24 protein-coding genes are annotated in these 21,229 nt (G+C 32.8%); 16 read left to right on the top strand and 8 right to left on the bottom strand.

Annotation, left to right across the window (positions count from 1 at the left end; genetic code table 11):
• Positions 1 to 25: 25 nt before the first annotated feature.
• The gene (locus tag RM538_RS12210) at positions 26 to 412 is read left to right on the top strand and encodes a pyrophosphohydrolase domain-containing protein (protein ID WP_311333722.1); all 387 of its coding nucleotides are present in this window, start codon (positions 26 to 28) and stop codon (positions 410 to 412) included.
• 22 nt (positions 413 to 434) lie between these two features.
• Here RM538_RS12210 and RM538_RS12205 read toward each other — a convergent pair whose 3' ends face one another.
• Positions 435 to 1,508 carry a branched-chain amino acid aminotransferase gene (locus tag RM538_RS12205; RefSeq protein WP_311333721.1) on the bottom strand — a complete coding sequence of 358 codons (1,074 nt, stop codon included), beginning with the start codon at positions 1,506 to 1,508 and terminating at the stop codon, positions 435 to 437.
• A 108-nt stretch (positions 1,509 to 1,616) separates the two neighbouring features.
• Here RM538_RS12205 and RM538_RS12200 point away from each other — a divergent pair, with 108 nt between their 5' ends.
• The 3 genes from RM538_RS12200 (at position 1,617) to RM538_RS12190 (ending at position 3,858) form a co-directional block, all read left to right on the top strand.
• A complete protein-coding gene (locus tag RM538_RS12200) occupies positions 1,617 to 2,132 on the top strand; it encodes a DUF4920 domain-containing protein (protein ID WP_311333720.1) in 516 nt (171 codons plus the stop codon).
• Positions 2,133 to 2,134: 2 nt separating this feature from the next.
• Positions 2,135 to 2,803 carry a tRNA (5-methylaminomethyl-2-thiouridine)(34)-methyltransferase MnmC2 gene (gene mnmC2, locus RM538_RS12195; RefSeq protein WP_311333719.1) on the top strand — a complete coding sequence of 223 codons (669 nt, stop codon included), beginning with the start codon at positions 2,135 to 2,137 and terminating at the stop codon, positions 2,801 to 2,803.
• 152 nt (positions 2,804 to 2,955) lie between these two features.
• On the top strand, positions 2,956 to 3,858 hold the full coding sequence (locus tag RM538_RS12190) for a TIGR01777 family oxidoreductase (RefSeq protein WP_311333718.1): 903 nt from the start codon (positions 2,956 to 2,958) through the stop codon (positions 3,856 to 3,858).
• 49 nt (positions 3,859 to 3,907) lie between these two features.
• Here RM538_RS12190 and RM538_RS12185 read toward each other — a convergent pair whose 3' ends face one another.
• Positions 3,908 to 4,576 carry a YceI family protein gene (locus RM538_RS12185; RefSeq protein ID WP_311333717.1) on the bottom strand — a complete coding sequence of 223 codons (669 nt, stop codon included), beginning with the start codon at positions 4,574 to 4,576 and terminating at the stop codon, positions 3,908 to 3,910.
• A 155-nt stretch (positions 4,577 to 4,731) separates the two neighbouring features.
• Here RM538_RS12185 and RM538_RS12180 point away from each other — a divergent pair, with 155 nt between their 5' ends.
• The 9 genes from RM538_RS12180 to RM538_RS12140 all read left to right on the top strand — a co-directional run bounded on the left by RM538_RS12180 (position 4,732) and on the right by RM538_RS12140 (position 14,267).
• Complete coding sequence (locus RM538_RS12180; RefSeq protein WP_311333716.1) at positions 4,732 to 5,298, top strand: nucleotide exchange factor GrpE; 567 nt, start codon at positions 4,732 to 4,734, stop codon at positions 5,296 to 5,298.
• A gap of 26 nt (positions 5,299 to 5,324) precedes the next feature.
• Positions 5,325 to 6,446, top strand: a complete 1,122-nt coding sequence (gene dnaJ, locus RM538_RS12175; protein ID WP_311333715.1) for a molecular chaperone DnaJ — start codon at positions 5,325 to 5,327, stop codon at positions 6,444 to 6,446.
• A 239-nt stretch (positions 6,447 to 6,685) separates the two neighbouring features.
• Entirely contained in the window at positions 6,686 to 7,612 is a 927-nt protein-coding gene (locus RM538_RS12170) for an ABC transporter ATP-binding protein (protein WP_311333714.1), read from the top strand.
• Between the two features lie 10 nt (positions 7,613 to 7,622).
• Entirely contained in the window at positions 7,623 to 8,933 is a 1,311-nt protein-coding gene (locus RM538_RS12165) for an ABC transporter permease (RefSeq protein ID WP_311333713.1), read from the top strand.
• 1 nt (position 8,934) lies between these two features.
• Positions 8,935 to 9,858 (top strand): mechanosensitive ion channel family protein, encoded by a 924-nt coding sequence (locus RM538_RS12160; RefSeq protein WP_311333776.1) that lies wholly within the window; start codon positions 8,935 to 8,937, stop codon positions 9,856 to 9,858.
• A 13-nt stretch (positions 9,859 to 9,871) separates the two neighbouring features.
• Positions 9,872 to 10,759 carry a DUF6268 family outer membrane beta-barrel protein gene (locus RM538_RS12155; protein ID WP_311333712.1) on the top strand — a complete coding sequence of 296 codons (888 nt, stop codon included), beginning with the start codon at positions 9,872 to 9,874 and terminating at the stop codon, positions 10,757 to 10,759.
• A 1-nt stretch (position 10,760) separates the two neighbouring features.
• Positions 10,761 to 11,924: a sigma-54-dependent transcriptional regulator gene (locus RM538_RS12150; RefSeq protein WP_311333711.1), complete on the top strand. Its 1,164-nt coding sequence runs from the start codon at positions 10,761 to 10,763 to the stop codon at positions 11,922 to 11,924.
• 6 nt (positions 11,925 to 11,930) lie between these two features.
• Entirely contained in the window at positions 11,931 to 12,809 is an 879-nt protein-coding gene (locus tag RM538_RS12145) for a PPK2 family polyphosphate kinase (RefSeq protein ID WP_311333710.1), read from the top strand.
• Between the two features lie 45 nt (positions 12,810 to 12,854).
• Positions 12,855 to 14,267 carry a M20/M25/M40 family metallo-hydrolase gene (locus RM538_RS12140; RefSeq protein WP_311333709.1) on the top strand — a complete coding sequence of 471 codons (1,413 nt, stop codon included), beginning with the start codon at positions 12,855 to 12,857 and terminating at the stop codon, positions 14,265 to 14,267.
• A 29-nt stretch (positions 14,268 to 14,296) separates the two neighbouring features.
• Here the strand turns inward: RM538_RS12140 and RM538_RS12135 are convergent, their stop codons facing one another.
• The 3 genes from RM538_RS12135 to RM538_RS12125 are packed head-to-tail and all read right to left on the bottom strand — an operon-like array spanning position 14,297 to position 15,886.
• Positions 14,297 to 15,091 (bottom strand): DUF1853 family protein, encoded by a 795-nt coding sequence (locus RM538_RS12135; protein ID WP_311333708.1) that lies wholly within the window; start codon positions 15,089 to 15,091, stop codon positions 14,297 to 14,299.
• A gap of 4 nt (positions 15,092 to 15,095) precedes the next feature.
• Positions 15,096 to 15,434, bottom strand: a complete 339-nt coding sequence (locus RM538_RS12130) for a hypothetical protein (RefSeq protein ID WP_311333707.1) — start codon at positions 15,432 to 15,434, stop codon at positions 15,096 to 15,098.
• Positions 15,431 to 15,886 (bottom strand): DUF1801 domain-containing protein, encoded by a 456-nt coding sequence (locus RM538_RS12125; RefSeq protein ID WP_311333706.1) that lies wholly within the window; start codon positions 15,884 to 15,886, stop codon positions 15,431 to 15,433. The genes RM538_RS12130 and RM538_RS12125 overlap by 4 nt, the downstream gene beginning before the upstream one ends.
• Before the next feature lie 120 nt (positions 15,887 to 16,006).
• Here RM538_RS12125 and RM538_RS12120 point away from each other — a divergent pair, with 120 nt between their 5' ends.
• Genes RM538_RS12120 through RM538_RS12110 form a run of 3 tightly spaced genes read left to right on the top strand, consistent with a single transcriptional unit; the run spans position 16,007 to position 18,179 of the window.
• The gene (locus RM538_RS12120) at positions 16,007 to 17,380 is read left to right on the top strand and encodes an MATE family efflux transporter (RefSeq protein WP_311333705.1); all 1,374 of its coding nucleotides are present in this window, start codon (positions 16,007 to 16,009) and stop codon (positions 17,378 to 17,380) included.
• A 3-nt stretch (positions 17,381 to 17,383) separates the two neighbouring features.
• Positions 17,384 to 17,614, top strand: a complete 231-nt coding sequence (locus RM538_RS12115) for a DUF8828 family protein (protein ID WP_311333704.1) — start codon at positions 17,384 to 17,386, stop codon at positions 17,612 to 17,614.
• Positions 17,607 to 18,179 (top strand): phosphatase PAP2 family protein, encoded by a 573-nt coding sequence (locus RM538_RS12110; protein ID WP_311333703.1) that lies wholly within the window; start codon positions 17,607 to 17,609, stop codon positions 18,177 to 18,179. Before RM538_RS12115 ends, RM538_RS12110 begins: the two co-directional genes overlap by 8 nt.
• Here RM538_RS12110 and RM538_RS12105 read toward each other — a convergent pair.
• The 3 genes from RM538_RS12105 to RM538_RS12095 are packed head-to-tail and all read right to left on the bottom strand — an operon-like array spanning position 18,166 to position 21,135.
• Positions 18,166 to 19,803 (bottom strand): ArnT family glycosyltransferase, encoded by a 1,638-nt coding sequence (locus RM538_RS12105; protein ID WP_311333702.1) that lies wholly within the window; start codon positions 19,801 to 19,803, stop codon positions 18,166 to 18,168. The genes RM538_RS12110 and RM538_RS12105 overlap by 14 nt on opposite strands.
• On the bottom strand, positions 19,784 to 20,428 hold the full coding sequence (locus RM538_RS12100; protein ID WP_311333701.1) for a lipid-A-disaccharide synthase N-terminal domain-containing protein: 645 nt from the start codon (positions 20,426 to 20,428) through the stop codon (positions 19,784 to 19,786). The genes RM538_RS12105 and RM538_RS12100 overlap by 20 nt, the downstream gene beginning before the upstream one ends.
• Positions 20,425 to 21,135 carry a glycosyltransferase family 2 protein gene (locus tag RM538_RS12095; protein ID WP_311333700.1) on the bottom strand — a complete coding sequence of 237 codons (711 nt, stop codon included), beginning with the start codon at positions 21,133 to 21,135 and terminating at the stop codon, positions 20,425 to 20,427. The genes RM538_RS12100 and RM538_RS12095 overlap by 4 nt, the downstream gene beginning before the upstream one ends.
• Positions 21,136 to 21,229: the final 94 nt, after the last annotated feature.

Raw genomic sequence — 21,229 nt, 5'->3', positions numbered from 1 at the left:
ACTCAACCTGACAAATTAAATTAATATGAAAAACAAAATTTCTGCTGTTCACGAATTTCATTCAGCTTTTGGACTTGGAATAAAAAATGAACCTACTGCTAACTTAGGTGAGGCAAAAAACACATTACGTTTTAATTTAATGAAAGAGGAAAACGAAGAGTACTTTGAAGCAGCAAATAATAACGATTTGGTTGAAGTAGCAGATGCTTTAGGTGATATGTTATATATTCTATGCGGAACTATTATTGAGCATGGTATGCAAGATAAAATAGAGGAAGTTTTTAATGAAATACAGCGTAGTAACATGAGTAAGTTAGGAGCAGATGGAAAACCAATCTACAGAGAAGATGGAAAAGTTTTAAAAGGGCCTAATTACTTTAAACCTAATATCTCAGATATTCTAAAAAAATAACTTTGAATACGTTTATAACAGTCTAATTAACAGGATATCTCCACCCAAAAGAATCCTCTGCTATGTTATATTGAATTTCCATTAGATCCTTTTTAAATTTTGTGGCATACTTTGTTTCTTTTGTCATTTCTGGAAGTGTATATGTTTTTTCTTTATAACTAAAAGCACTTACAGGACTAATTACAGCGGCTGTACCAGCACCAAAAATTTCTTTTAAATCGCCGCTATTAGCAGCATCAACAATTTCAGAAACCAAAATAGGGCGAACTTCCACGGGTATTCCAGCTTTTTTAGCAAGTGCAATCACACTTTTTCTTGTTACACCGTCAAGTATTCTATCACTCGTGGGAGCAGTAAATAAAGAGTCTTTTATTCTAAAAAACACATTCATAGTTCCAGCTTCTTCCAAGTATTTATGCTCATTAGCATCTGTCCAAATAACTTGCTGAAATCCTTTTTCTTTAGCTAAATTGGTTGGGTAAAATTGAGCTCCATAATTACCTGCAGCTTTTGCGTATCCCACACCACCATCCGCAGATCTGCTATACTGCTCTGCGATAACAACTTTTACATCTCCTGTATAGTAAGCTTGTGCAGGAGATAGTATAATCATAAATTTATATTGGTTTGCTGGAGAAGCAGAAACGCCTACTTGTGTTGCAATAACAAATGGTCTTATATAAAGAGAATTTCCTATGCCTGGCTTAATCCAGTCTTTATCTAACTTTAAAAGTGTTGTTAATCCCTCAAAAAAGATATCTTCTGGAAACTCTGGGATAGCCATTCTTTTGGATGAACTGTTTATTCTATTAAAATTCTCCTTTGGTCTAAACAAAAATGTATCACCATTACTATCCTTAAAAGCTTTCATGCCTTCAAAAACAGCTTGTCCGTAATGAAATACTTTAGCAGCAGGAGAAATAGATAAGTTCCCGTAAGGACGAATAGTAGGGTTTACCCATGCACCATCAATATAATCACATTCAAACATATGATCTGTAAAGACATTCCCAAAAACCAAATTGTCAAAATCTATTTGATTAATTTTTGAAGCCTCAGATTTATTTATAGTAATATTATTGGTCGTTATATTCATAGGTAAGTTGTTAGGCCACAAAATAACTAAAAAATAGGGTATAAAAAACGTAAAAAATTCATAAAATTGCAGTATATTAATAGGATGTAGAATTATTAAATAATAAATATGAAAAAGTTAGTTTTAGTATTATTTTCAGTAGTACTTTTTACAGGTTGTAAAAACGAAAAAAAAGTAGATGAGGTAGCAGTTGTTGAGGAAGCAGTTCAAGAAAAATACACTATCTATGGTGATGAAATATCAGATACAGAAGTGCTTACAAAATCTCAAATAATTGAAAAATATAATTTACTTACACCAGGCGATACTGTTGCTGTAAAATTTAAGACTAAAGTAAACGAAGTGTGTCAAAACAAAGGATGCTGGATGAAAATGGATATGGGTGACATCGAAGCAATGGTTAAGTTTAAAGACTACGCTTTCTTTATGCCAAAAGATCTAGCCGGAGAAGAAGTGATTGTTGGAGGAAAAGCTTTTGTTAGTGAAATGAGTGTAGAAGAACAGCAGCACTATGCAGAAGATGCAGGAAAAACAAAAGAAGAAATTGCAGCTATTACAGAACCAAAGAGAACGCTTTCTTTTCTTTCTAATGGAGTTTTAATTCCTGTAAAAGAAGAGCAATAATAATGAAACGTGAATTCCTTAAGACAGGTGATGGTTCTATAACTATTCACCTGCCTGATTGGAATGAACAATACCACTCTAAACATGGTGCTATTGCAGAAGCAAATCATGTTTTTATTCAAACCGGATTACATCACTTTATTTCAACAGAAAGACCAAATAAAGTCTCAATCTTAGAGATTGGCTTTGGTACTGGACTCAATGCTTTTTTAACCTATTTGTTTTCTGAAAAGAAATCATTAAAAATAGATTATACTGGTGTTGAAGCTTATCCAGTAGATACTTCTGAAGTTACTAAATTGAATTATGCTGAAAATCTTTCAGAAGAGAAGGATGCCTTCCATAAATTACACGAGATTACTTGGGAAGAAGCCCATAAAATTTCAAAAAACTTTATTATCACAAAGCAAAAAAAGTTTTTTGATAAAATTGAAGATATCTCATTATACAATCTAATTTACTTTGATGCTTTTGGGGCAAGAGTACAGCCGGAGCTTTGGACCGAGAGTATTTTTGCTAAAATGTTTAAGGCACTTAAACCTAATGGCGTTCTAGTTACCTATTCTGCTAAGGGAAGCGTACGTAGAGCAATGCAAGAAGTAGGATTTGATGTAGAAAGGCTTCCTGGTCCTCCTGGCAAACGCGAAATGTTAAGAGCTTCGAAGAAGTAGCAGTATTTGAGTTTTTTAAAAACAATCTATCTATAACTTTCAAACTGCTAATCTTCCGTTAAAGGCTTTGTTGTTTTCATAATAATCTGTAGCTTTTAAAATAAAAAATAAAAAATAAAAAATAAAAAATAAAAAAGAAAAAAGAAAAAAGGATGATTGTATTAATTACTGGCGCAACGGGCTTAATTGGGAGTGAGCTTTCTAAGCTATGCATAGAAAATGGAAATACAGTCCATTATCTAACAACTAGTAAATCTAAACTTAAAAATGAACCTAATTTTAAAGGTTTTTATTGGAATCCATCCCAAAATGAAATTGATCATAAAGCTTTTCAAGGTGTCTCAGCCATAATAAATCTGGTTGGTGCTTCAATTTCAAAGCGATGGACAAAAAGTTATAAAGAAGAAATAGTAGATAGTAGAGTTGATACTGCAAATTTAATTTGTGCAACCTTAGAGAAAATAAATCATACTGTATCTTACTTTATTTCTGCAAGTGGTATTAGTGTCTATCCAGCTTCAGAGACAGTTCTCTATACCGAAGAAAACCTAAAAGTTGATACTTCTTTTTTAGCTAATGTTGTTGTTGCTTGGGAAGCCGCCGCCAATCAGTTTAAAAAACTAGGAATAGAAGTTTCTATAGTCCGTACTGGAGTTGTATTCGATAAAGATGAAGGTGCATTTCCTAAGTTGGTAAAGCCTATTAAAAATAATGTGGGAGCTACTTTAGGTAATGGTGAGCAATGGCTTTCTTGGATACATATAGATGATATTGTTGGTATTTATTATCATATTCTTAAAAATAATCTAGAAGGTATTTTTAATGCGGTAGCGCCAAATCCAGTAAAAAATAAAAAAATAACAAAACTTATTGCAAGAGAATTGAATAAACCTTTATGGTTGCCTAATGTTCCTAGTTTTGTTTTAAAACTAATATTAGGAGAAATGGCTAGCTTAGTTTTAGAAGGTCAATTGGTAAGTAGCACAAAAATTGAAGAGCTAGGATACCCCTTTAAACATTATAATATAGAGTCTGCTTTAGATGAGCTATTATAAAAAAAGGGAAACATATGTTTCCCTTTTTTTAAATGTGATTTATTTAAAACTAAGACTTAGTTGCATATAACTCAATCTGGATTTCCATATCATCATTAATAAACTTATCTCCTAAGTTATCAAAAACTGACTTAGAACCGTAATTAACATCCCACTTTGTTCTATCTATTGCAAACTCTTCACTTAGTAAGCTCATTTCATTGCCAGTAAACGAAACTGCAGCAGGGAATTCAATATTGTTAGTTTTATCTTTAATTGTTAAGTTTCCGCTTACCATTGTTTTTCCTTCCTTTTCAGAAATACCAGTTAACTCAAAAGTTGCTGTTGGATATTTGTTTACATTAAAGAAATCACCTTCTTTTCCTTCAACAGTCCCCATTAAGTGTGATTCAAGGCTCTCTTTTCCTTTTCCTTCAAGGTCAAGACTAACAATACTAGTCATATCTATAGTGAACTTACCACCTTCAACAGCTCCATTGTTTACGGCTACAATACCTTCAGATAAATCAATCGTTCCATAGTGAGTTCCTGTTGGTTTTTCTCCTTTCCACATGATGGTAGATTTTTCAGTATTTACTTTATAATCTACAGCAGTTGCGTCCACTTCTGCAACTTCTTTTTCCTCAGTAGTAGTAGCTTCTTTTTTATTGTCTTTACAACTTGTCATTACTATTGCTACACATAAAATTGCTGCAATACTTAAAATTTGTTTTTTCATTTTTTTTGAATGTATTTAGTTTATGTTTCACAAAAGTATCTAAGTTAAAAAAATTTTTCTCTTAAATTAATATTAAATAAACCAATGACATTTTGACATTTTTAACCAAATGGCAGTACTTTTGCAACCTCAATTGAAAATTGAATTTTTGGAACATGAGTAAGAAAAATAAAAATACAGACACAGTTATTGAAGAAGAAGTAAAAGACACTAATATTTCTTCTGAAGAGAGTAAAAAAGATAAAAAAGAAAACAAAAAGGAGTCTAAAAAAGATCCACTAGAAGAAGCAAAAGCTGAGGTTGAAAAGGAAAAAGAGCGCTATTTACGTCTTTTTGCTGAATTTGAAAATTACAAAAAGCGTACTACAAAAGAGCGAATAGAGCTTTTTAAAACTGCAGGACAAGAAGTAATAACTGCATTACTTCCAATAATGGATGACTTTGACAGAGCACTTAAAGAGTTAGAGAAAAACAAAGAAGATGAGCACTATAAAGGCATGTCTTTAATTAACAGCAAGCTCAAAGAAACACTCCGTTTAAAGGGACTTCAACTCATTGAAACAAAGCAAGGAGATACCTTTGATGCAGAAATTCATGAAGCTATAACACAAATACCTTCACCAAGTGATGATTTAAAAGGAAAAATTATTGATGTTGTAGAGAAAGGGTATTCACTTGGAGATAAAATAATTCGCTATCCTAAAGTAGTGATAGGACAATAAAAGACACCTAATTTTAGGGCAATATTATGAAGGAAGATTATTATGACATATTAGGCATTTCTAAAAATGCTTCGGCAGCTGAAATTAAGAAGGCGTACCGTAAAAAGGCAATTGAATTTCACCCAGATAAAAACCCTGGAGATGCCAAGGCTGAAGAAATGTTTAAAAAAGCAGCAGAAGCCTACGAAGTATTAAGCGACCCAAATAAAAAATCTCGTTATGACCAATTTGGTCACCAAGCTTTTGAAGGTGGCGGCGGCTTTGGTGGCGGTGGTATGAATATGGATGATATATTCAGCCAATTTGGAGATATTTTTGGAGGCGCTTTTGGTGGTGGAGGCGGTTTTTCTGGCTTTAGTGGTTTTGGTGGTGGACAGCGTACTGTAAAAGGAAGTAACCTAAGAATACGCGTAAAACTATCCCTAGAAGAAATAGCCAATGGTGTTGAGAAAAAAATTAAAGTAAAAAGAAAAAAAGTAGCACAAGGAACTACCTATTCTACATGTGGTACCTGTAATGGATCTGGGCAAGTAACTCGCATTCAAAATACTATATTAGGTAGAATGCAAACCTCTACTACTTGTAGTACTTGTGGTGGAAGTGGCCAAAGTATAGATAAAAAACCAGCTAATGCAGATGCTAATGGTATGATAAGTACCGAAGAAACTGTTTCTATTAAGATTCCTGCAGGTGTTGTAGATGGTATGCAGCTTAAAGTATCTGGAAAAGGAAATGACGCGCCAGGTAAAGGAATTCCTGGAGATTTACTAGTTGCTATAGAAGAGCTGCCACACCAAACATTACAGAGAGAAGGAGACAATCTACATTATGATTTGTACATTAATTTTTCTGAAGCTGCTTTAGGAACTTCAAAAGAAATTGATACCGTTACGGGTAAAGTTCGAATTAAAATTGAATCTGGAGTACAAAGTGGTAAAATTTTACGTCTTCGAAATAAAGGTATCCCAAGTATTAACGGATATGGTTCTGGAGATTTATTAGTACATATTAATGTTTGGACTCCAAAACAACTTAATAAAGAACAGAAAGAGTTTTTTGAAAAAATGATGAAGGATACTAATTTTGAGCCTAGTCCTGAGAAAGGTGACAAGTCATTTTTTGAAAAAGTAAAAGATATGTTTTCTTAAAACAAAGTTAATATTTAATATAATTTACATATATTTGAATATCACTTAAACTTTTAGGTGATAATTTTTCTTTTTCATAGCAATTTTTTTCCCACCCTTTTTTTGTTAAAAAAGGGTGGGTTTTTTTATGCCATTTTGTAACGAAAATGAAATATTCTATACTTACATACAAAGTTTCTAGCTTTTACAATTTATAACCAAAAGATTTAAAATACCTTTACTTCTCTATAACAAAAACTATGAATAAACTCTTACAAGTCAATAACGTTTCAAAAAACTTTGGAGACTATAAAGCACTAAATAATGTAAGTATAGAAGTGCCAAAAGGAAGCATTTTTGGACTCTTAGGTCCTAACGGGGCTGGAAAAACTACTTTAATACGTATTATTAATCAAATAACTATGCCAGATACTGGTGAGGTGCATCTTGACGGTGAAAAATTACAACCCCACCATATACAACACATTGGTTACCTTCCAGAAGAAAGAGGTTTGTATAAATCTATGAAAGTAGGAGAACAGGCACTTTATCTAGCACAACTTAAAGGCTTATCTAAAACCGATGCGAAACAACGGTTAAAATCTTGGTTTGAGCGTTTAGAAATTGGAGATTGGTGGGACAAAAAAATTCAGGAATTGTCTAAAGGTATGGCGCAAAAAATACAATTTGTTGTTACTGTCTTGCATACCCCAAAATTGTTGATTTTTGATGAACCTTTTAGTGGTTTTGACCCTATTAACGCAAACCTAATTAAGGACGAAATATTAAAGCTTCGCGATGATGGTGCTACAGTAATATTTTCAACCCACCGTATGGAATCTGTAGAAGAGTTATGTGACCATATTGCATTAATACATAAATCTAATAAAATTCTTGATGGAAATTTGCTAGATATAAAAAAAGCATACCAAAACAATACATTTGAGGTTGGCCTATTGAGTCCTACACCAGAGGAAACAGCTACTCTTCTAAAAGAGAAATTTGATGTACAACCTACGGTTTTTAAAAGTATAAACAATGAATTACAGTACCGTATAAAGATTGATGAAAATGCCTCTGCAAATGATTTAGTTTCTTTTTTAGTTTCAAAAGGGCAACTTACTCATTTCAAAGAGGTAATACCTAGTGCAAATGATATTTTTATAGAAACTGTAGCAAAAAACTAAACTAACTCTTATGAATCATCTTTCGTTAATTATAAAAAGAGAATACCTCAATAAAGTACGTAATAAGTCTTTTATTATCATGACTTTTTTGACGCCACTAATTATGGTGGGTATATTTACGCTTGTTGCTTATTTATCTAACTTGAATAGCAATGATGTTCGTGAAATATCAATTTTAGATGAGAGTGGACTTTTCACAAATTCTTTTGAAGATACATCCTCATTAAAATATACTTTTGTTTCTGGTCAGTCTTTAAATGAAGCAAAGAAGGATTCAGAAGAATCAAATAATTATGGGTTGTTATACATTCCTAAAGTAGACGATATTCAAGAACTTGCTGAAGCTACTGTTTTTTTCTCTGAAGATTCTCCCTCCCTTGGTGTTATGGATGATATAGAAGATATTATTAGAGACGAGGCAAATAAAATAAGACTTTCTCAAGCTAATATAGATATTAATAAAATTGAAGAACTTCGAATTAGAGTAGATACTAAATTAGAAACTTTTGAAGGAGAAAAAACTTCAAAGCTTGGGTCTGGTTTAAAATTAGCATTTGGAGGATTAGCAGGTTATATACTATTTATGTTTATCATTATTTATGGTAATATGATTATGCGTAGCGTAATCGAAGAAAAAACAAGTAGAATTATAGAGGTTATTGTTTCTTCAGTAAAACCTGTAAAATTGTTGCTTGGTAAAATTTTTGGGACCTCCTTAGCTGGAATTACACAGTTCTTAGTTTGGGTTATATTAATTGGAGTACTTATGACAGTTGTTCCGTTAATTCTTGGCATTGATGTGTCCTCAGTACAAACTCCGCAACAAGAAGCACTTACCCAAGCAGGTGGCGGAGATATTAATAACATTATGAGAGATGTTCTAATAGAGTTTAATAACCTACCTATACTTAATTTGGTTATTATGTTCATTTTCTTTTTCATTGGAGGCTATCTATTATACGCTTCATTATATGCTGCTATTGGAGCGGCTGTAGATAGTGAGACAGATACACAACAGTTTATGCTCCCTATTTTAATGCCCTTAATTTTAGCTGTATATGTAGGCTTCTTTACGGTAATAGACAATCCACATGGTACAGTTTCTCAAATATTCTCATACATTCCATTTACATCACCAGTTGTAATGTTGATGAGAATTCCATTTGGTGTTCCAATTTGGCAACAAATTTTATCAGTTGTCATTTTATTTGCTACATTTATGGGGACGGTTTGGTTTGCCGCAAAAATATATCGTGTAGGTATATTAATGTATGGCAAAAAACCAACTTATAAAGAACTATTTAAGTGGCTTAAATACTAATATGCTTCAAGAGGAAAAAGTAACTGAAAAAATTGAAGAAGTTGTAAAAACAGACATTTGGGGAGCAATAAAAGAGTTTCTCAATTGGGGCTTTCATTTTGGAGAAGGAGATAAACAAGTTCATATTACAGTTGGGCTTATTCTTCTAGTTCTATTTTCTTTTTTTCTTGCAAGTTTTATTTTAAAGTGGGTACGTCTTTTATTCACTAGAAAAATGAATGAGACGGATAAGCTTAAATTTATTAGTGTTTTTAAGTTTATTAAATATGTAACTTATATTATAGTTGTCTTTGTAGTATTAAGCTTAGCAGGATTTAATATTACACCTGTATTAGCTGCTTCTGCAGCTTTGTTGGTTGGTCTTGGTCTTGCGTTACAAGAGCTTTTTCAAGATGTTATTGGAGGCATTTTTATTATAGTAGATAAGTCACTCCTCGTTGGAGATATCATTGAAGTAGAGGGCAAAGTAGGTCGTGTTATTGATATAAAATTAAGAACTACTAGGGCACTTACTAGAGATGACAAAATAATAATTATACCCAATCACAAGTTTATAAGTGATACTATTTATAACTATACGCAAAACCATAAAACTACACGTGAGTCTGTAAGAGTGGGTGTGGCTTATGGAAGCGACACTCAGAAAGTTAAAGAATTGTTATTGCAAAGTGTAAATGAGCAGTCAGGAGTGTTAAAAAACCCTAAACCTTTCGTTCTTTTTGAAGATTTTGGGGACTCTGCACTTATATTTGGAGTGTTCTTCTTTATAAGTGACAGTTTTGTAGATCCAAGAATAAAGAGTGAAATACGCTTTAGGATTGATAACTTGTTTAGAGTACATAATATTACTATTCCATTCCCACAACGAGATGTACACCTGTTTAATAATGCAGGAACATCAAAAATAAACATGGGAGAAGATTGATTAATGCTATTTTATGATTAAAAAACTTTTTTGTTTACTATTCTTTGTTTCAAGAATAACTTGTTCATTAGGGCAAACTACAGATTTAGCAAGAATAGAATATACTTACGCACCACAATCAAGCTCAGATAATTCTTTTAGAAGATTTAGAACATTCCTAAACTTTCCAATTCCAATTGCAGAAGACGATTATCTAGTTGCTGGTATAGAATACAGGAATATTAATATACTACTTAAAGATGACCTCCCTTTTAATAATGAAGGGTTTGAGAGGTATCAGTCCTTTAAGTTTACAGTAGGGTATACTGCAAAAATGAAGAATGACTGGCGTTATGCTATTAAAGCTGAAACAATAATAGCTTCAGATTTTAGTAGAAGAATTAATGGAGACGATTTTATTTATGGTGGCTCTTTATTTTTTATCAAAGATAGAACTGGAGGTGACGAGGTAAAGAATGTTAAAAAGCCGTGGAGAATTATTCTAGGAGCAACTTATGGAACTAATGCAGGAAGACCTTTTCCATTACCAATAATTAATTATTTTAGAAAAATGCATCCCAATTGGTCTTATACCCTTGGGGTTCCAAAAACAAATCTTAAATACTACATAACAGATAAACATATATTACAAGGATTTGTAACTTTAGATGGTTTCTTTGCAAATATTCAAGAAGACATAAATTTACCAAATAATAAGGCAGGAAGTACCATTTCTATGACTACAGTTCTTTCTGGCATGGGTTATGAGTACTTATTCACTAAAAACTTATTGTTTTATTTTTATGGTGGTCATACACTTATTAATGATATTAGGCTTAGAAATGATAACGCAGATGATGTATTAACTCTAAACGATGCAAACACCTTTTACTTACGTTCAGGTATAAAATTTAAAATATAAGATGTCAAAAATATTAATTATAGAAGACGAAGCTGCAATACGAAGAGTACTTGTAAAAATTTTAACTGAAGAGAATGATTCTTATCAGGTAATTGAGGCAGAGGATGGTCTTTCGGGAGTTGAGCTTATTAAAAAGGAGGATTATGATCTAGTTCTTTGTGATATTAAAATGCCAAAGATGGACGGCGTAGAAGTTTTAGAAGCTGTTAAAAAGATAAAACCAGAGGTGCCTATTGTCATGATTTCTGGTCATGGTGACCTAGATACTGCTGTAAATACAATGCGTCTAGGCGCTTTTGATTACATCTCAAAACCACCAGACTTAAATAGGCTTCTTAATACTGTTCGTATTGCACTTGATAGAAAAGAGCTAGTAGTAGAAAATACACGCTTAAAAAAGAAAGTGAGTAAAAACTACGAAATGATTGGTGAGTCTCCTGCTATCTCACAAATAAAGGAGATGATAGAAAAAGTAGCTCCTACCGAGGCTAGAGTACTTATTACAGGACCCAACGGAACAGGAAAAGAATTAGTGGCACATTGGTTACACCAAAAAAGTGATAGGTCTAAAGGGCCTATGATTGAAGTAAATTGTGCTGCCATCCCTGCAGAGTTAATTGAAAGTGAACTTTTTGGGCACGTTAAAGGTGCCTTTACTTCAGCAAATAAAGACAGAGCAGGAAAGTTTGAAGCTGCTAATGGCGGAACTATATTTTTAGATGAAGTTGGAGATATGAGTCTCTCTGCACAAGCAAAAGTGTTACGTGCCCTTCAAGAAAATAAAGTACAACGTGTGGGTAGTGATAAGGACATAAAGGTAAATGTTAGAATCGTTGCTGCTACTAATAAAGACTTAAAGAAAGAGATTTCCGAAGGTAATTTTAGAGAAGATTTATATCATCGCTTAGCAGTTATTTTAATAAAAGTCCCACCTTTAAATGATAGAAGAGAGGATATCCCTTTACTAGTAGATTATTTTACAAATAGAATAGCATCAGAACACGGTACTTCACAAAAAAAGTTCTCGGATAAAGCATTAAAGCTTTTACAAGAATACGACTGGACTGGAAACATCAGAGAGTTGCGTAACGTTGTAGAAAGATTAATTATCTTAGGTGCTGCAGAGGTAAGTGAAAACGATGTAAAACTATTTGCTTCAAAATAGAGATTTATGAAGAAAGTTACCATTTCAGATTATAAAATTGAAGGTAAAATAGAACTCAATAATTTACCTTCTTTTATTGACTTCAATGCTTCTAAAGATGATATTGAAGATACATTAGAAGATACTAGAGAAGAGTTAGGTGAGCTGCAAGATACGCTATATGCACATGGAAAATATGCTGTTTTAGTTTGTTTACAAGGTATGGATACAGCTGGAAAAGATAGCCTTATAAGAGAAGTCTTTAAAGACTTTAATGCTCGTGGGGTAGTAGTCCATAGTTTTAAAGTACCAACAGACTTAGAAAGAAAGCATGATTATTTATGGCGTCATTATATAGCGCTTCCTGCGCGAGGTAAATTTGGAGTTTTCAATAGAACGCATTACGAAAATCTATTAGTTACAAGAGTACATCCAGAATATATTCTTGGTGAAAATTTACCAGATGTTAACTCAATTTCAGATATAGACAAAACCTTTTGGGATAAACGTTTTGAACAAATAAACAACTTTGAAAAAACCATTGCCGATAATGGCACTATTATTTTCAAATTTTTTCTCAATTTATCAAAAGAAGAACAAAAGCATAGACAACTTAGAAGGTTAAGAAAGCCAAATAAAAATTGGAAATTCTCAGCTGGAGATTTAGACGAAAGAGATTTGTGGGATGATTATATGAAGTGTTATCAAGATATTTTAAACAGAACTTCAAAACCACATGCACCTTGGTATAACATACCGTCTGATGATAAACCAACAGCAAGACTTATAGTTGCAAGTATTATGTTGCAAGAGCTTCAAAAATATAAAGATATTAAAGAGCCTGAACTAGACGCTAAAACAAAGGCACGTATTGATGAGTTTATTGATAGACTTGAAAAAGAATGAAAACTGTTACGTTGAACACAGTCAAAACGTGTTAAAAAGACGCTTATGAAAAAATTAACTGTATTGCTTATTACAATAACTTTTGGACTTCAACTACAAGCCCAAAAAGTAAATCAAGAAGACTCCTTAATGCTTCGCAATATTTACGATATGTCATTACTTAATGGGAAGAGTTATGATTGGTTAGATTATTTATCAAATGAAATTGGAGGGCGACTTTCGGGTTCTATACAAGCAGAACAAGCAGTAAACTATACCGAGAGTGAGTTAAAAGAATTGGGTCTTGACAAAGTTTGGTTACAACCCGTAATGGTTCCAAAATGGACTCGTGGTTTACCAGAGTATGCCTACATAGAGACAGGCCCAGGAAAGACAACCATAACAAATATTTGTGCGTTAGGTGGCTCTGTACCAACACCAGATGGTGGTATAAAAGCCCAAGTTATTGAAGTACAAGGGCTAGAAGACTTAGCAAATTACGGTAGAGATCAAATAGAAGGTAAAATAGTATTCTATAATAGACCTATGCAAGCAGATTTAATAAACACCTTTGAAGCGTATGGAGGTTGTGTAGATCAACGATATGCGGGAGCAATGGAAGCTGCTAAATATGGTGCGGTTGGGATTATTGTACGTTCTATGAATTTAAGAAATGACGATTTGCCGCATACCGGAGCTATGAGTTATGGAGATACACCTCCTGATCAGAGAATACCAGCTGCAGCAATTAGTACTAACGGTGCAGACTTCTTAAGTAGTACGCTAAAAATCTTACCTACCTTAAAGTTTTATTTTAAACAGAATTGTAGAACGTTTGATGATGTGCAAAGCTATAACGTAATTGGAGAGATAACAGGTAGTACCTACCCTGACAAATATATGGTAGTTGGGGGACATTTAGACTCTTGGGATTTAGGAGATGGTTCTCATGACGATGGAGCAGGCTGTGTTCAATCTATGGAAGTACTTCGTATTTTTAAAGAACTTAACTATAAACCAAAGCACAGTATTAGAGTAGTTTTGTTTATGAATGAAGAAAATGGTTTACGTGGAGGTAGAAAGTATGCCTCAGAAGCAAAGCTTAAAAATGAAGAACATATTTTCGCTCTAGAAAGTGATGCTGGCGGATTTACTCCTCGTGGTTTCTCTTTTGATACTGATGCCGAAAATTTTGCGCAAATTGAAAGTTGGAAGCCACTCTTTGAGCCTTATTATATACATAGTTTTACAAAAGGCGGAAGCGGTGCAGATATTGGTCCGCTTAAAGATGGAAAAGTGGTTTTAGCTGGATTACGTCCAGACTCTCAACGTTACTTTGACCATCATCATGCTGCTAGCGACACTTTTGATGCCGTAAATAAAAGGGAATTAGAATTGGGTGCTGCCACTATGACAAGCCTTATTTATTTGGTAGATAAATATGGAACTACAAATGAAGTGACTAAGGTTAAGAACTAAATTTGTGTATTAGTTTATATTTTAACTAATCACCACCATACTACAAAAAACTGCTCCACATTTTGAGCAGTTTTTTTGTACACTAAAGGGGACCTTTTTTCTGAAATTGATTGAGAGATTGTTTTTTGAGCATTTTTAGCATCAAGCCAATGCTTAATTGAAGCAATAGGTTGCAACCATTCTCTTTTTGAAGGTATGTAATAGCTTGCATTACTCTCTAGTTGAAGCACATTATAATTAACCCAATATCCAACTATACACTTTTGGAATGCTGATGTAAAACCGTCTTTTTTTAATTCTTCAGGGATAAATAAAAAGGCTTTTAAACATAACTGTTGCTCTATACCTGAAGAGTTTAATCCATACTTATCTAATACAGGTTTTGTTTCGTCTTTATAAAGTATTGGAAACTGTTTTGTAGTGAGTTTGTCTACCTTTTCCTGTAAACTATCTTTCCTATTAGGACCAATCCATTTTGCAAAGCGGTCTTTTTGAGAGCCATCAAACAAATAAAATTTACAGGCTAGTTCTATATGTAAGGTTTTATGTAAGAGTGTATCTTTAACTAAGTAATCTATTTCTCCAAGTGTTTCAGTTGCTCCTTGTATTTGTATGTTAGATGCAATTATGTTGTATCTTTTTGAAACGTTGAGGTAACTCTCAAACAAAAATTCTGCTTGTTTTCCAAGCATAAAATTTTCGGGGATATTAATTGTACTTTGCCTTATGTTTTCTTCAGAAAAAATAAAAGAAGAAAATAATGAGTTTTCAAATTTTGAAAGGTCTAAACTTGGATTAAGAATAAAGTGTTGGAGTTGAAACATTACATTAATATAAAAACCTTTCTACGATAAAAAAAAGTAATATAATTGTGATTATTAGTATCGCAATTAGTAAACAGATTTTAATAAATTTTCTAGTGTCCCTAAAGTCATTATAATTACCATCATTAGTGTTTGCAACTATATGATTTTCAATTAATATTTTATCAATAATTTCAAAATCAGTTTTTAAAATAAAATAACTAATACTAGAAGTTATTTGCGTTTCCTTAATCTTTTTGTATTGTAATCCTCTTTGATTTACCTCAGATTCAAAAACTATATGATTCTTTAGAGGTATATCAATTTTAAAATATTTCTGAAGGTTTATTTCAGTCTTAATCAATTTTTTATAACACTTTCATATGTTGAAATCCATTCATCAACGGTCATTTTAGTAACCAATTCTCCCATTAATTCAAAAGGAATTTTTTTAGGGTTTTTAAAACGAATACAGCTTTTTCCCATGTCCAATTTTGTAGATACATGTTTAGGCCATTCATTAGTAAACCAATCTAATAGTTTTGGGTCACTATAAATACCAGAATGGTAAAAACCAATATGGTTTTTTTGGGAAGCAAGATTAATAAAGGGCAGAGGTAGCTTAGGGTCACAATGATACCCGTCTGGATATTTAGAGTGTGGAACTACATATCCTAGCATTCCATAATTCATTGTCTCTTGAAACCCTTCAGGAATATTGTCAAGTATAGTCTTCCTTAGTTTTGAAATAACTTCTTTGCGTTCTTCAGGAAGTTCTGCAATGTATTGTTCTGGAGTTTTAGCTTTAGATTGCATATTATTTTGTTTTTAATAAAAATAAGTAAAATTTCAAGATAAAAATGGTGTTAGCAAGTTTACCATAAATGGTTAGAATAGCATCCTTCACTTTTCTAACTTTGTTTAAAATATGTCTCCGTGTTTTTATCTCAATACACAAAAGAATTTAAATATAATATATCCTTAGCAACTCCAGTTATTTTGGGAATGCTGGGGCACACCGTTGTAGCATTGGTAGATAATATAATGGTAGGGCAGTTAGGGACAGCAGAACTTGCAGCAGTTTCTCTAGGAAATAGTTTTATGTTTATTGCAATGTCTTTGGGGATAGGTTTTTCTACTGCAATTACACCCTTAGTGGCAGAAGCAGATGGAGAAGGTAATTTTGAAAAAGGGAAATCATCTTTTAAGCACGGCCTTTTTTTGTGTATGGTACTAGGGATTGCTCTTTTCTTACTAGTTTTTGTTGCAAAACCATTAATGTATGTGATGAATCAACCACAAGAAGTGGTGGATTTAGCTATGCCTTATCTTACGCTAGTTGCGGTCTCACTTATTCCCCTAATAATTTTCCAGGCATTTAAACAGTTTAGCGATGGTCTTTCTATGACCCGTTACCCTATGTATGCAACTGTAGTGGCAAATATTGTAAACATTGTTCTAAACTACATTTTTATTTTTGGAAAGTTTGGAGCACCAGAGCTTGGAGTAGTGGGAGCAGCTATAGGTACCTTAGCTTCACGTGTTATAATGGTGGCTTACTTATGGTATATTTTATCACAGAAAACAAAATCTAGGGCATTTGTACTTAATATTAAACTGTTTACTTTACGCAAAACAATGCTTAAAAAACTAATGGGTTTAGGTTTCCCTTCGGCTTTACAAATGTTTTTTGAAGTTGCCATTTTTACGGCAGCTATTTGGCTTTCCGGAATTTTAGGAAAAAACCCGCAAGCCGCGAATCAGATTGCTCTTAATCTCTCTTCAATGACCTTTATGGTTGCCATGGGGTTTGGTGTTGCAGCAATGATTCGAGTAGGAAACCAAAAAGGACTTGTTCGATTTAGAGAGCTACGTCGTATAGCCTTTTCTATCTTTTTGTTATCAACTTTACTAGCCATTGTTTTTGCAATTTTCTTTTTACTGTTTAATGATATTCTTCCAAAATTATATTTGGATTATGATAACATGGAAGAGTTTCAAGATAATTTTCAAGTGGCAGCTATTGCTGCTAAGCTGTTATTAATTGCTGCTATTTTTCAAATTTCAGATACGTTACAGGTAGTTGTTTTGGGAGCACTACGAGGGATGCAAGACGTGAAAATACCAACGGTAATTACATTTGTAGCGTATTGGTTAGTTGGTTTTCCTATCTCTTTTTATTTAAGTATGTATACAGAATATAAGAGTTCTGGAATTTGGATAGGGTTACTGGCAGGATTAACAGTTTCTGCAGTCTTACTTTTTATCAGATTTAACTATCTTTCCAAAAAAATGATAGAAAACTCATAATCTATGGAATTTCCAAAATACTTACTAGGCGACAATACAGATTATCCCGATGCTATTTTTGTAATTCATACTGAATTTCCTCGCTTTATAATCAATTTAGAAAATGACGAAGTAGAATGGTTAGAAGAGTTTGACAATCATGATCAAAAAGAGCTAGAAACTGAAACTGAAAACTACATAAGAGAAGCTAGTGAGTTTTATGATAGAGAAATGAAACGCTACGAAGATGATTGAAGAATTATTACGTTATGATACCGAGTTGTTTTTATTCTTAAATAGTTTTGGGAGTGAATCTTGGGATGAGTTTTGGCGTATTGTAACCCTAAAATGGACTTGGATTCCGTTTTATGCTTTCTTACTTTTTTTAATTTTTAAAAAATACGGACTCAAAAGTACTTTAGTAGTAATGGTATGTGCAGCACTAATGATTACTGCTACAGACCAGCTATCTAATTTATTTAAAAATGGTTTTGAGCGTTTGCGTCCTTGTCAGTTAGATGAGCTTAGAGAAACAATGCGATTTGCCGCAGTACGTTGTGGAAAATACGGTTATTTTTCTGCCCATGCTGCTAGTTCTATGGCAGCTGCTGTTTTTATAGGATTACTTTTAAAACCCTTTTATAAATATGCTCCTTTTTTGCTACTATTCTGGGCAGTATTTGTAGCATATAGCAGAATATATTTAGGAGTTCATTACCCTTTAGATATTATTACTGGGATGTTTTTTGGAGCTAGTATAGGTTTGGGTGCTTATAAACTGCAAGGGGTTCTTCGGAAAAAAAATCTTACTGCCTCTTAACTAAAAACACATTACGGTACAATCTAACTTTATGAGAGCTACTCTCTTTTGGGTGTGGATTCATGTCAATATAATCTACTTTTTCTAGGCTATATCCTAAATTGTAAAAAGTATTAATTACTCTTTTGGTGTCATCTGTAGTTACTAAAAGAACAAAAGATTTTTCAGTTGGAATCGTAATACCTTCTTCGGTATTTAAAACTGGAATAGGCTTACCATAATTCCAAATTAGTTCTGGGGTAAAACCAGCAAAATCGTATGCCTTCAAGTCCTTCCCATTAGTTAACTTGAGTATGCTTTTCATGTTTTTAAACTCCGGATTTACAGTTAGGGTTTTAGCAAGCGGCATCCCAAAGCAAAGTATTACTGTAATAAAAACAATAGTTAAATAGAATACTTTCTTTATGTTTTTTTTCAGAAGAAAACGGAACATTAAAAACCCTGTTACACTTAATCCAACTGCTAATAATATAAACCAAAACCAGTTGTTGCTTAGTTGGTCTTTCAGAAAAAAGTATCCTCCAATTGGAAACACCAATCCAATAATTGCTATTAACCCAAAATTAAAATATACAGGGATTGTCTCCCTTTTATCTTTCAATTCTGAAAATTTGTTAATTAAATATTCTATATAAAAAGCTGCATTAAGTGCAAGAGGTATTAATACAGGTAGTAAATATCTAGATTTTTTTTCAGGAATAATAGATAGTAACACCAATGACCCAAGCGTCCATAGCAATGTAAAGGTGTATGCTTTTTTATCACTTACACGATTTTTAAGGTAGGGGTAGAGTAAACTTATAAAAGTGACTATAGTCCAAACACCGCTTTGTGTGAAAAAACTCCAGTAATAATAGAATGGTCTAACGTTATAACCTGTCCAGTTTGCAGCTTCTTTTTGCGTTATTTTGGAAATGGTTGCCGCATCAAACGTATAGACATACCAATACCAACTCCCAGAAACTAGTATTGCTAGTAGTAAAAAAAGTAAGATGGGTGTTCGCTTTACTTTAAGTTTTTTAAACTTGTATGTTACACCATATGCAATTAAGAAAGGTAAAAACAGAGCATATAAGGATACTGGGCCTTTACTTAAAAAAGAAGCTCCAATACACAGTCCAGCAAGTAAGGCATATCCATATTTTTTACTCTCTTTTGTTAATAACCTAAAAACAGAGTAAATACCCAACATCATAAAAGCATGTGTGTAAATATCCCAATTTGAATCTCTACTAGCAGAAACAACATAAAAGGAAGTAGCCAAGATTAATCCTCCAATAAAACCAAGTTGCTTATTTCTAAAAATTTTTAAAGAAAATTTATAGGTGACAAGTACCAAAAGTATTCCCATTAAAGCAGCAGGGAGTCGTAAAAAAATGATGTTTTTTAGGCTAAAAACAAATCCAAAAGCAGCAGTAATCCAAGTAGGTAATGGGGGCTTTTGGTAGCGAGGTTCACCATTTAATGTTGTAAAAATCCAGTTGCCATCTTGCAACATTTCTCTAGCTGTAATAAAATTTCTAGCCTCCATGATGTTCACAAATAGTGCGTCTAAATTCACAACAAAAAGTGTGATACTTAAGAGAGCTAAAACGAGCAATTTGTTATTCCACAGGGTTTTCATCTACTTGTTTTTTCCAGATAAAGATATTTCTAAGATAGACAAATAGTCCAACACCGTGGGCTACCATTAAAACAATGTCTACACGTAAAATTGCATAGGTTAAAATAAGGAGTGATCCGGCAAGGCTTATTCTCCAAAAGCCGATAGGTAAATGGGATGTTTTCTTTTTTTCTGAAGTAATCCATTGATAGATAAATCGAAAAATAAAAACTAGCTGTGCTACAATACCTAGGGCTAGCAACCAAGGCGCGATATTCTCTTTATTGAGTAATTTGTCAAGGTCATAAATACCATTATTGAAGGCATAAATAATAATAAAGCCTGGAAAAGCATATAATAATAGCTGAAATGATTTGTGAAGCTTTTTCCATTCGTCTTGCAACTGAAGGTTTCTTATGTATATAAAATAAGTAAATGTTTGCCCTAACATGATTGAAAAATCTTCTCTTAAATAACCATAGACAAAGAAAATAACCGAAGCTAGTAAACTTAGTTTCCAGAAAACAGAAGGTGTAATAACACGTTTATGTTTTTCAGATAGAAAAAGCTGTACTGCGAACCTAGAAAAGAATAAGCCCTGTCCTATAAAACCAATGAGTGTAATATAATTTAGATATTCACTCATCCTTTTTCGGCAACATTATAATTAATATACTTTCTCTTCATCCATAGATATGCAAAACAATCCATAAGCGGTCCTAATAACCTATTCCATAGTCCAAATTTTGCAGTTCCTGCAATTCTTGGAAAATGTTGAACAGGTACTTGTAATACGTTCCCGTTTTGTAATAAAATCATTGCTGGTAAAAAGCGGTGTAGGCCCTTAAACATTGGTATTCTTTGGGCAAATTCGGTCTTTATTACTTTTAGAGGGCATCCAGTATCATCCATGCCGTCATGAGTAAAAGCACGTCTAATTCCATTAGCAATTTTAGAAGACATATTTTTTACAAAACTATCTTTTCTGTTGGCTCTAACGCCTGTAACTAAGTCGTATTTTTCTATATGCTCTAATAGAAGATTAAAGTCCTTTGGAGTGGTTTGTAAATCGCTATCAATATATCCCAGAAGTGGGGTTTCAACATAATCAAAACCTGCTTTTATAGCTGCACTTAATCCTCTATTTTTATCAAAACTTATATAACTAAAAGCATCATTATCAATGCAAATAGACTTAATGGAAGTTAAACTTTTATCTGTAGAGCCATCATTTACAAATAGCACTTTTGTTTTTTTAATTGCAATTTTAAAATATGCTAAAAACTCGTCTTTAACTCGTTGTAAGTTATCCTCTTCGTTATATACAGGTACAATAACTGTAAATTGATACATGGCATTAATTATGGTTTAGTAGCTGCAAAAGTATTTCTTTTTTAAGAATGAGACACTTTTAAAAAAATAAAGCGAAAAAGATGTTATTTTGCAA

This window comes from Patiriisocius hiemis, from assembly GCF_031846325.1.
Lineage (GTDB): Bacteria > Bacteroidota > Bacteroidia > Flavobacteriales > Flavobacteriaceae > Patiriisocius_A > Patiriisocius_A hiemis.
Note: the sequence above shows the minus strand (reverse complement) of the source record. Positions and strands in the feature narration are given on the sequence as shown.

Excerpts from the sequence above, each read along its gene's own strand:
- RM538_RS12185 (WP_311333717.1), bottom strand. The coding sequence starts at position 4,576 with ATGAAAAAACAAATTTTAAGTATTGCAGCAATTTTATGTGTAGCAATA.
- RM538_RS12155 (WP_311333712.1), top strand. The coding sequence starts at position 9,872 with ATGATTAAAAAACTTTTTTGTTTACTATTCTTTGTTTCAAGAATAACT.
- RM538_RS12200 (WP_311333720.1), top strand. The coding sequence starts at position 1,617 with ATGAAAAAGTTAGTTTTAGTATTATTTTCAGTAGTACTTTTTACAGGT.
- RM538_RS12140 (WP_311333709.1), top strand. The coding sequence starts at position 12,855 with ATGAAAAAATTAACTGTATTGCTTATTACAATAACTTTTGGACTTCAA.
- RM538_RS12210 (WP_311333722.1), top strand. The coding sequence starts at position 26 with ATGAAAAACAAAATTTCTGCTGTTCACGAATTTCATTCAGCTTTTGGA.
- RM538_RS12170 (WP_311333714.1), top strand. The coding sequence starts at position 6,686 with ATGAATAAACTCTTACAAGTCAATAACGTTTCAAAAAACTTTGGAGAC.
- RM538_RS12095 (WP_311333700.1), bottom strand. The coding sequence starts at position 21,135 with ATGTATCAATTTACAGTTATTGTACCTGTATATAACGAAGAGGATAAC.
- RM538_RS12180 (WP_311333716.1), top strand. The coding sequence starts at position 4,732 with ATGAGTAAGAAAAATAAAAATACAGACACAGTTATTGAAGAAGAAGTA.
- RM538_RS12115 (WP_311333704.1), top strand. The coding sequence starts at position 17,384 with ATGGAATTTCCAAAATACTTACTAGGCGACAATACAGATTATCCCGAT.
- RM538_RS12160 (WP_311333776.1), top strand. The coding sequence starts at position 8,935 with ATGCTTCAAGAGGAAAAAGTAACTGAAAAAATTGAAGAAGTTGTAAAA.
- RM538_RS12165 (WP_311333713.1), top strand. The coding sequence starts at position 7,623 with ATGAATCATCTTTCGTTAATTATAAAAAGAGAATACCTCAATAAAGTA.
- RM538_RS12150 (WP_311333711.1), top strand. The coding sequence starts at position 10,761 with ATGTCAAAAATATTAATTATAGAAGACGAAGCTGCAATACGAAGAGTA.
- RM538_RS12100 (WP_311333701.1), bottom strand. The coding sequence starts at position 20,428 with ATGAGTGAATATCTAAATTATATTACACTCATTGGTTTTATAGGACAG.
- RM538_RS12125 (WP_311333706.1), bottom strand. The coding sequence starts at position 15,886 with ATGCAATCTAAAGCTAAAACTCCAGAACAATACATTGCAGAACTTCCT.
- dnaJ (WP_311333715.1), top strand. The coding sequence starts at position 5,325 with ATGAAGGAAGATTATTATGACATATTAGGCATTTCTAAAAATGCTTCG.
- RM538_RS12205 (WP_311333721.1), bottom strand. The coding sequence starts at position 1,508 with ATGAATATAACGACCAATAATATTACTATAAATAAATCTGAGGCTTCA.
- RM538_RS12135 (WP_311333708.1), bottom strand. The coding sequence starts at position 15,091 with ATGTTTCAACTCCAACACTTTATTCTTAATCCAAGTTTAGACCTTTCA.
- RM538_RS12105 (WP_311333702.1), bottom strand. The coding sequence starts at position 19,803 with ATGAAAACCCTGTGGAATAACAAATTGCTCGTTTTAGCTCTCTTAAGT.
- RM538_RS12110 (WP_311333703.1), top strand. The coding sequence starts at position 17,607 with ATGATTGAAGAATTATTACGTTATGATACCGAGTTGTTTTTATTCTTA.
- RM538_RS12190 (WP_311333718.1), top strand. The coding sequence starts at position 2,956 with ATGATTGTATTAATTACTGGCGCAACGGGCTTAATTGGGAGTGAGCTT.
- mnmC2 (WP_311333719.1), top strand. The coding sequence starts at position 2,135 with ATGAAACGTGAATTCCTTAAGACAGGTGATGGTTCTATAACTATTCAC.
- RM538_RS12145 (WP_311333710.1), top strand. The coding sequence starts at position 11,931 with ATGAAGAAAGTTACCATTTCAGATTATAAAATTGAAGGTAAAATAGAA.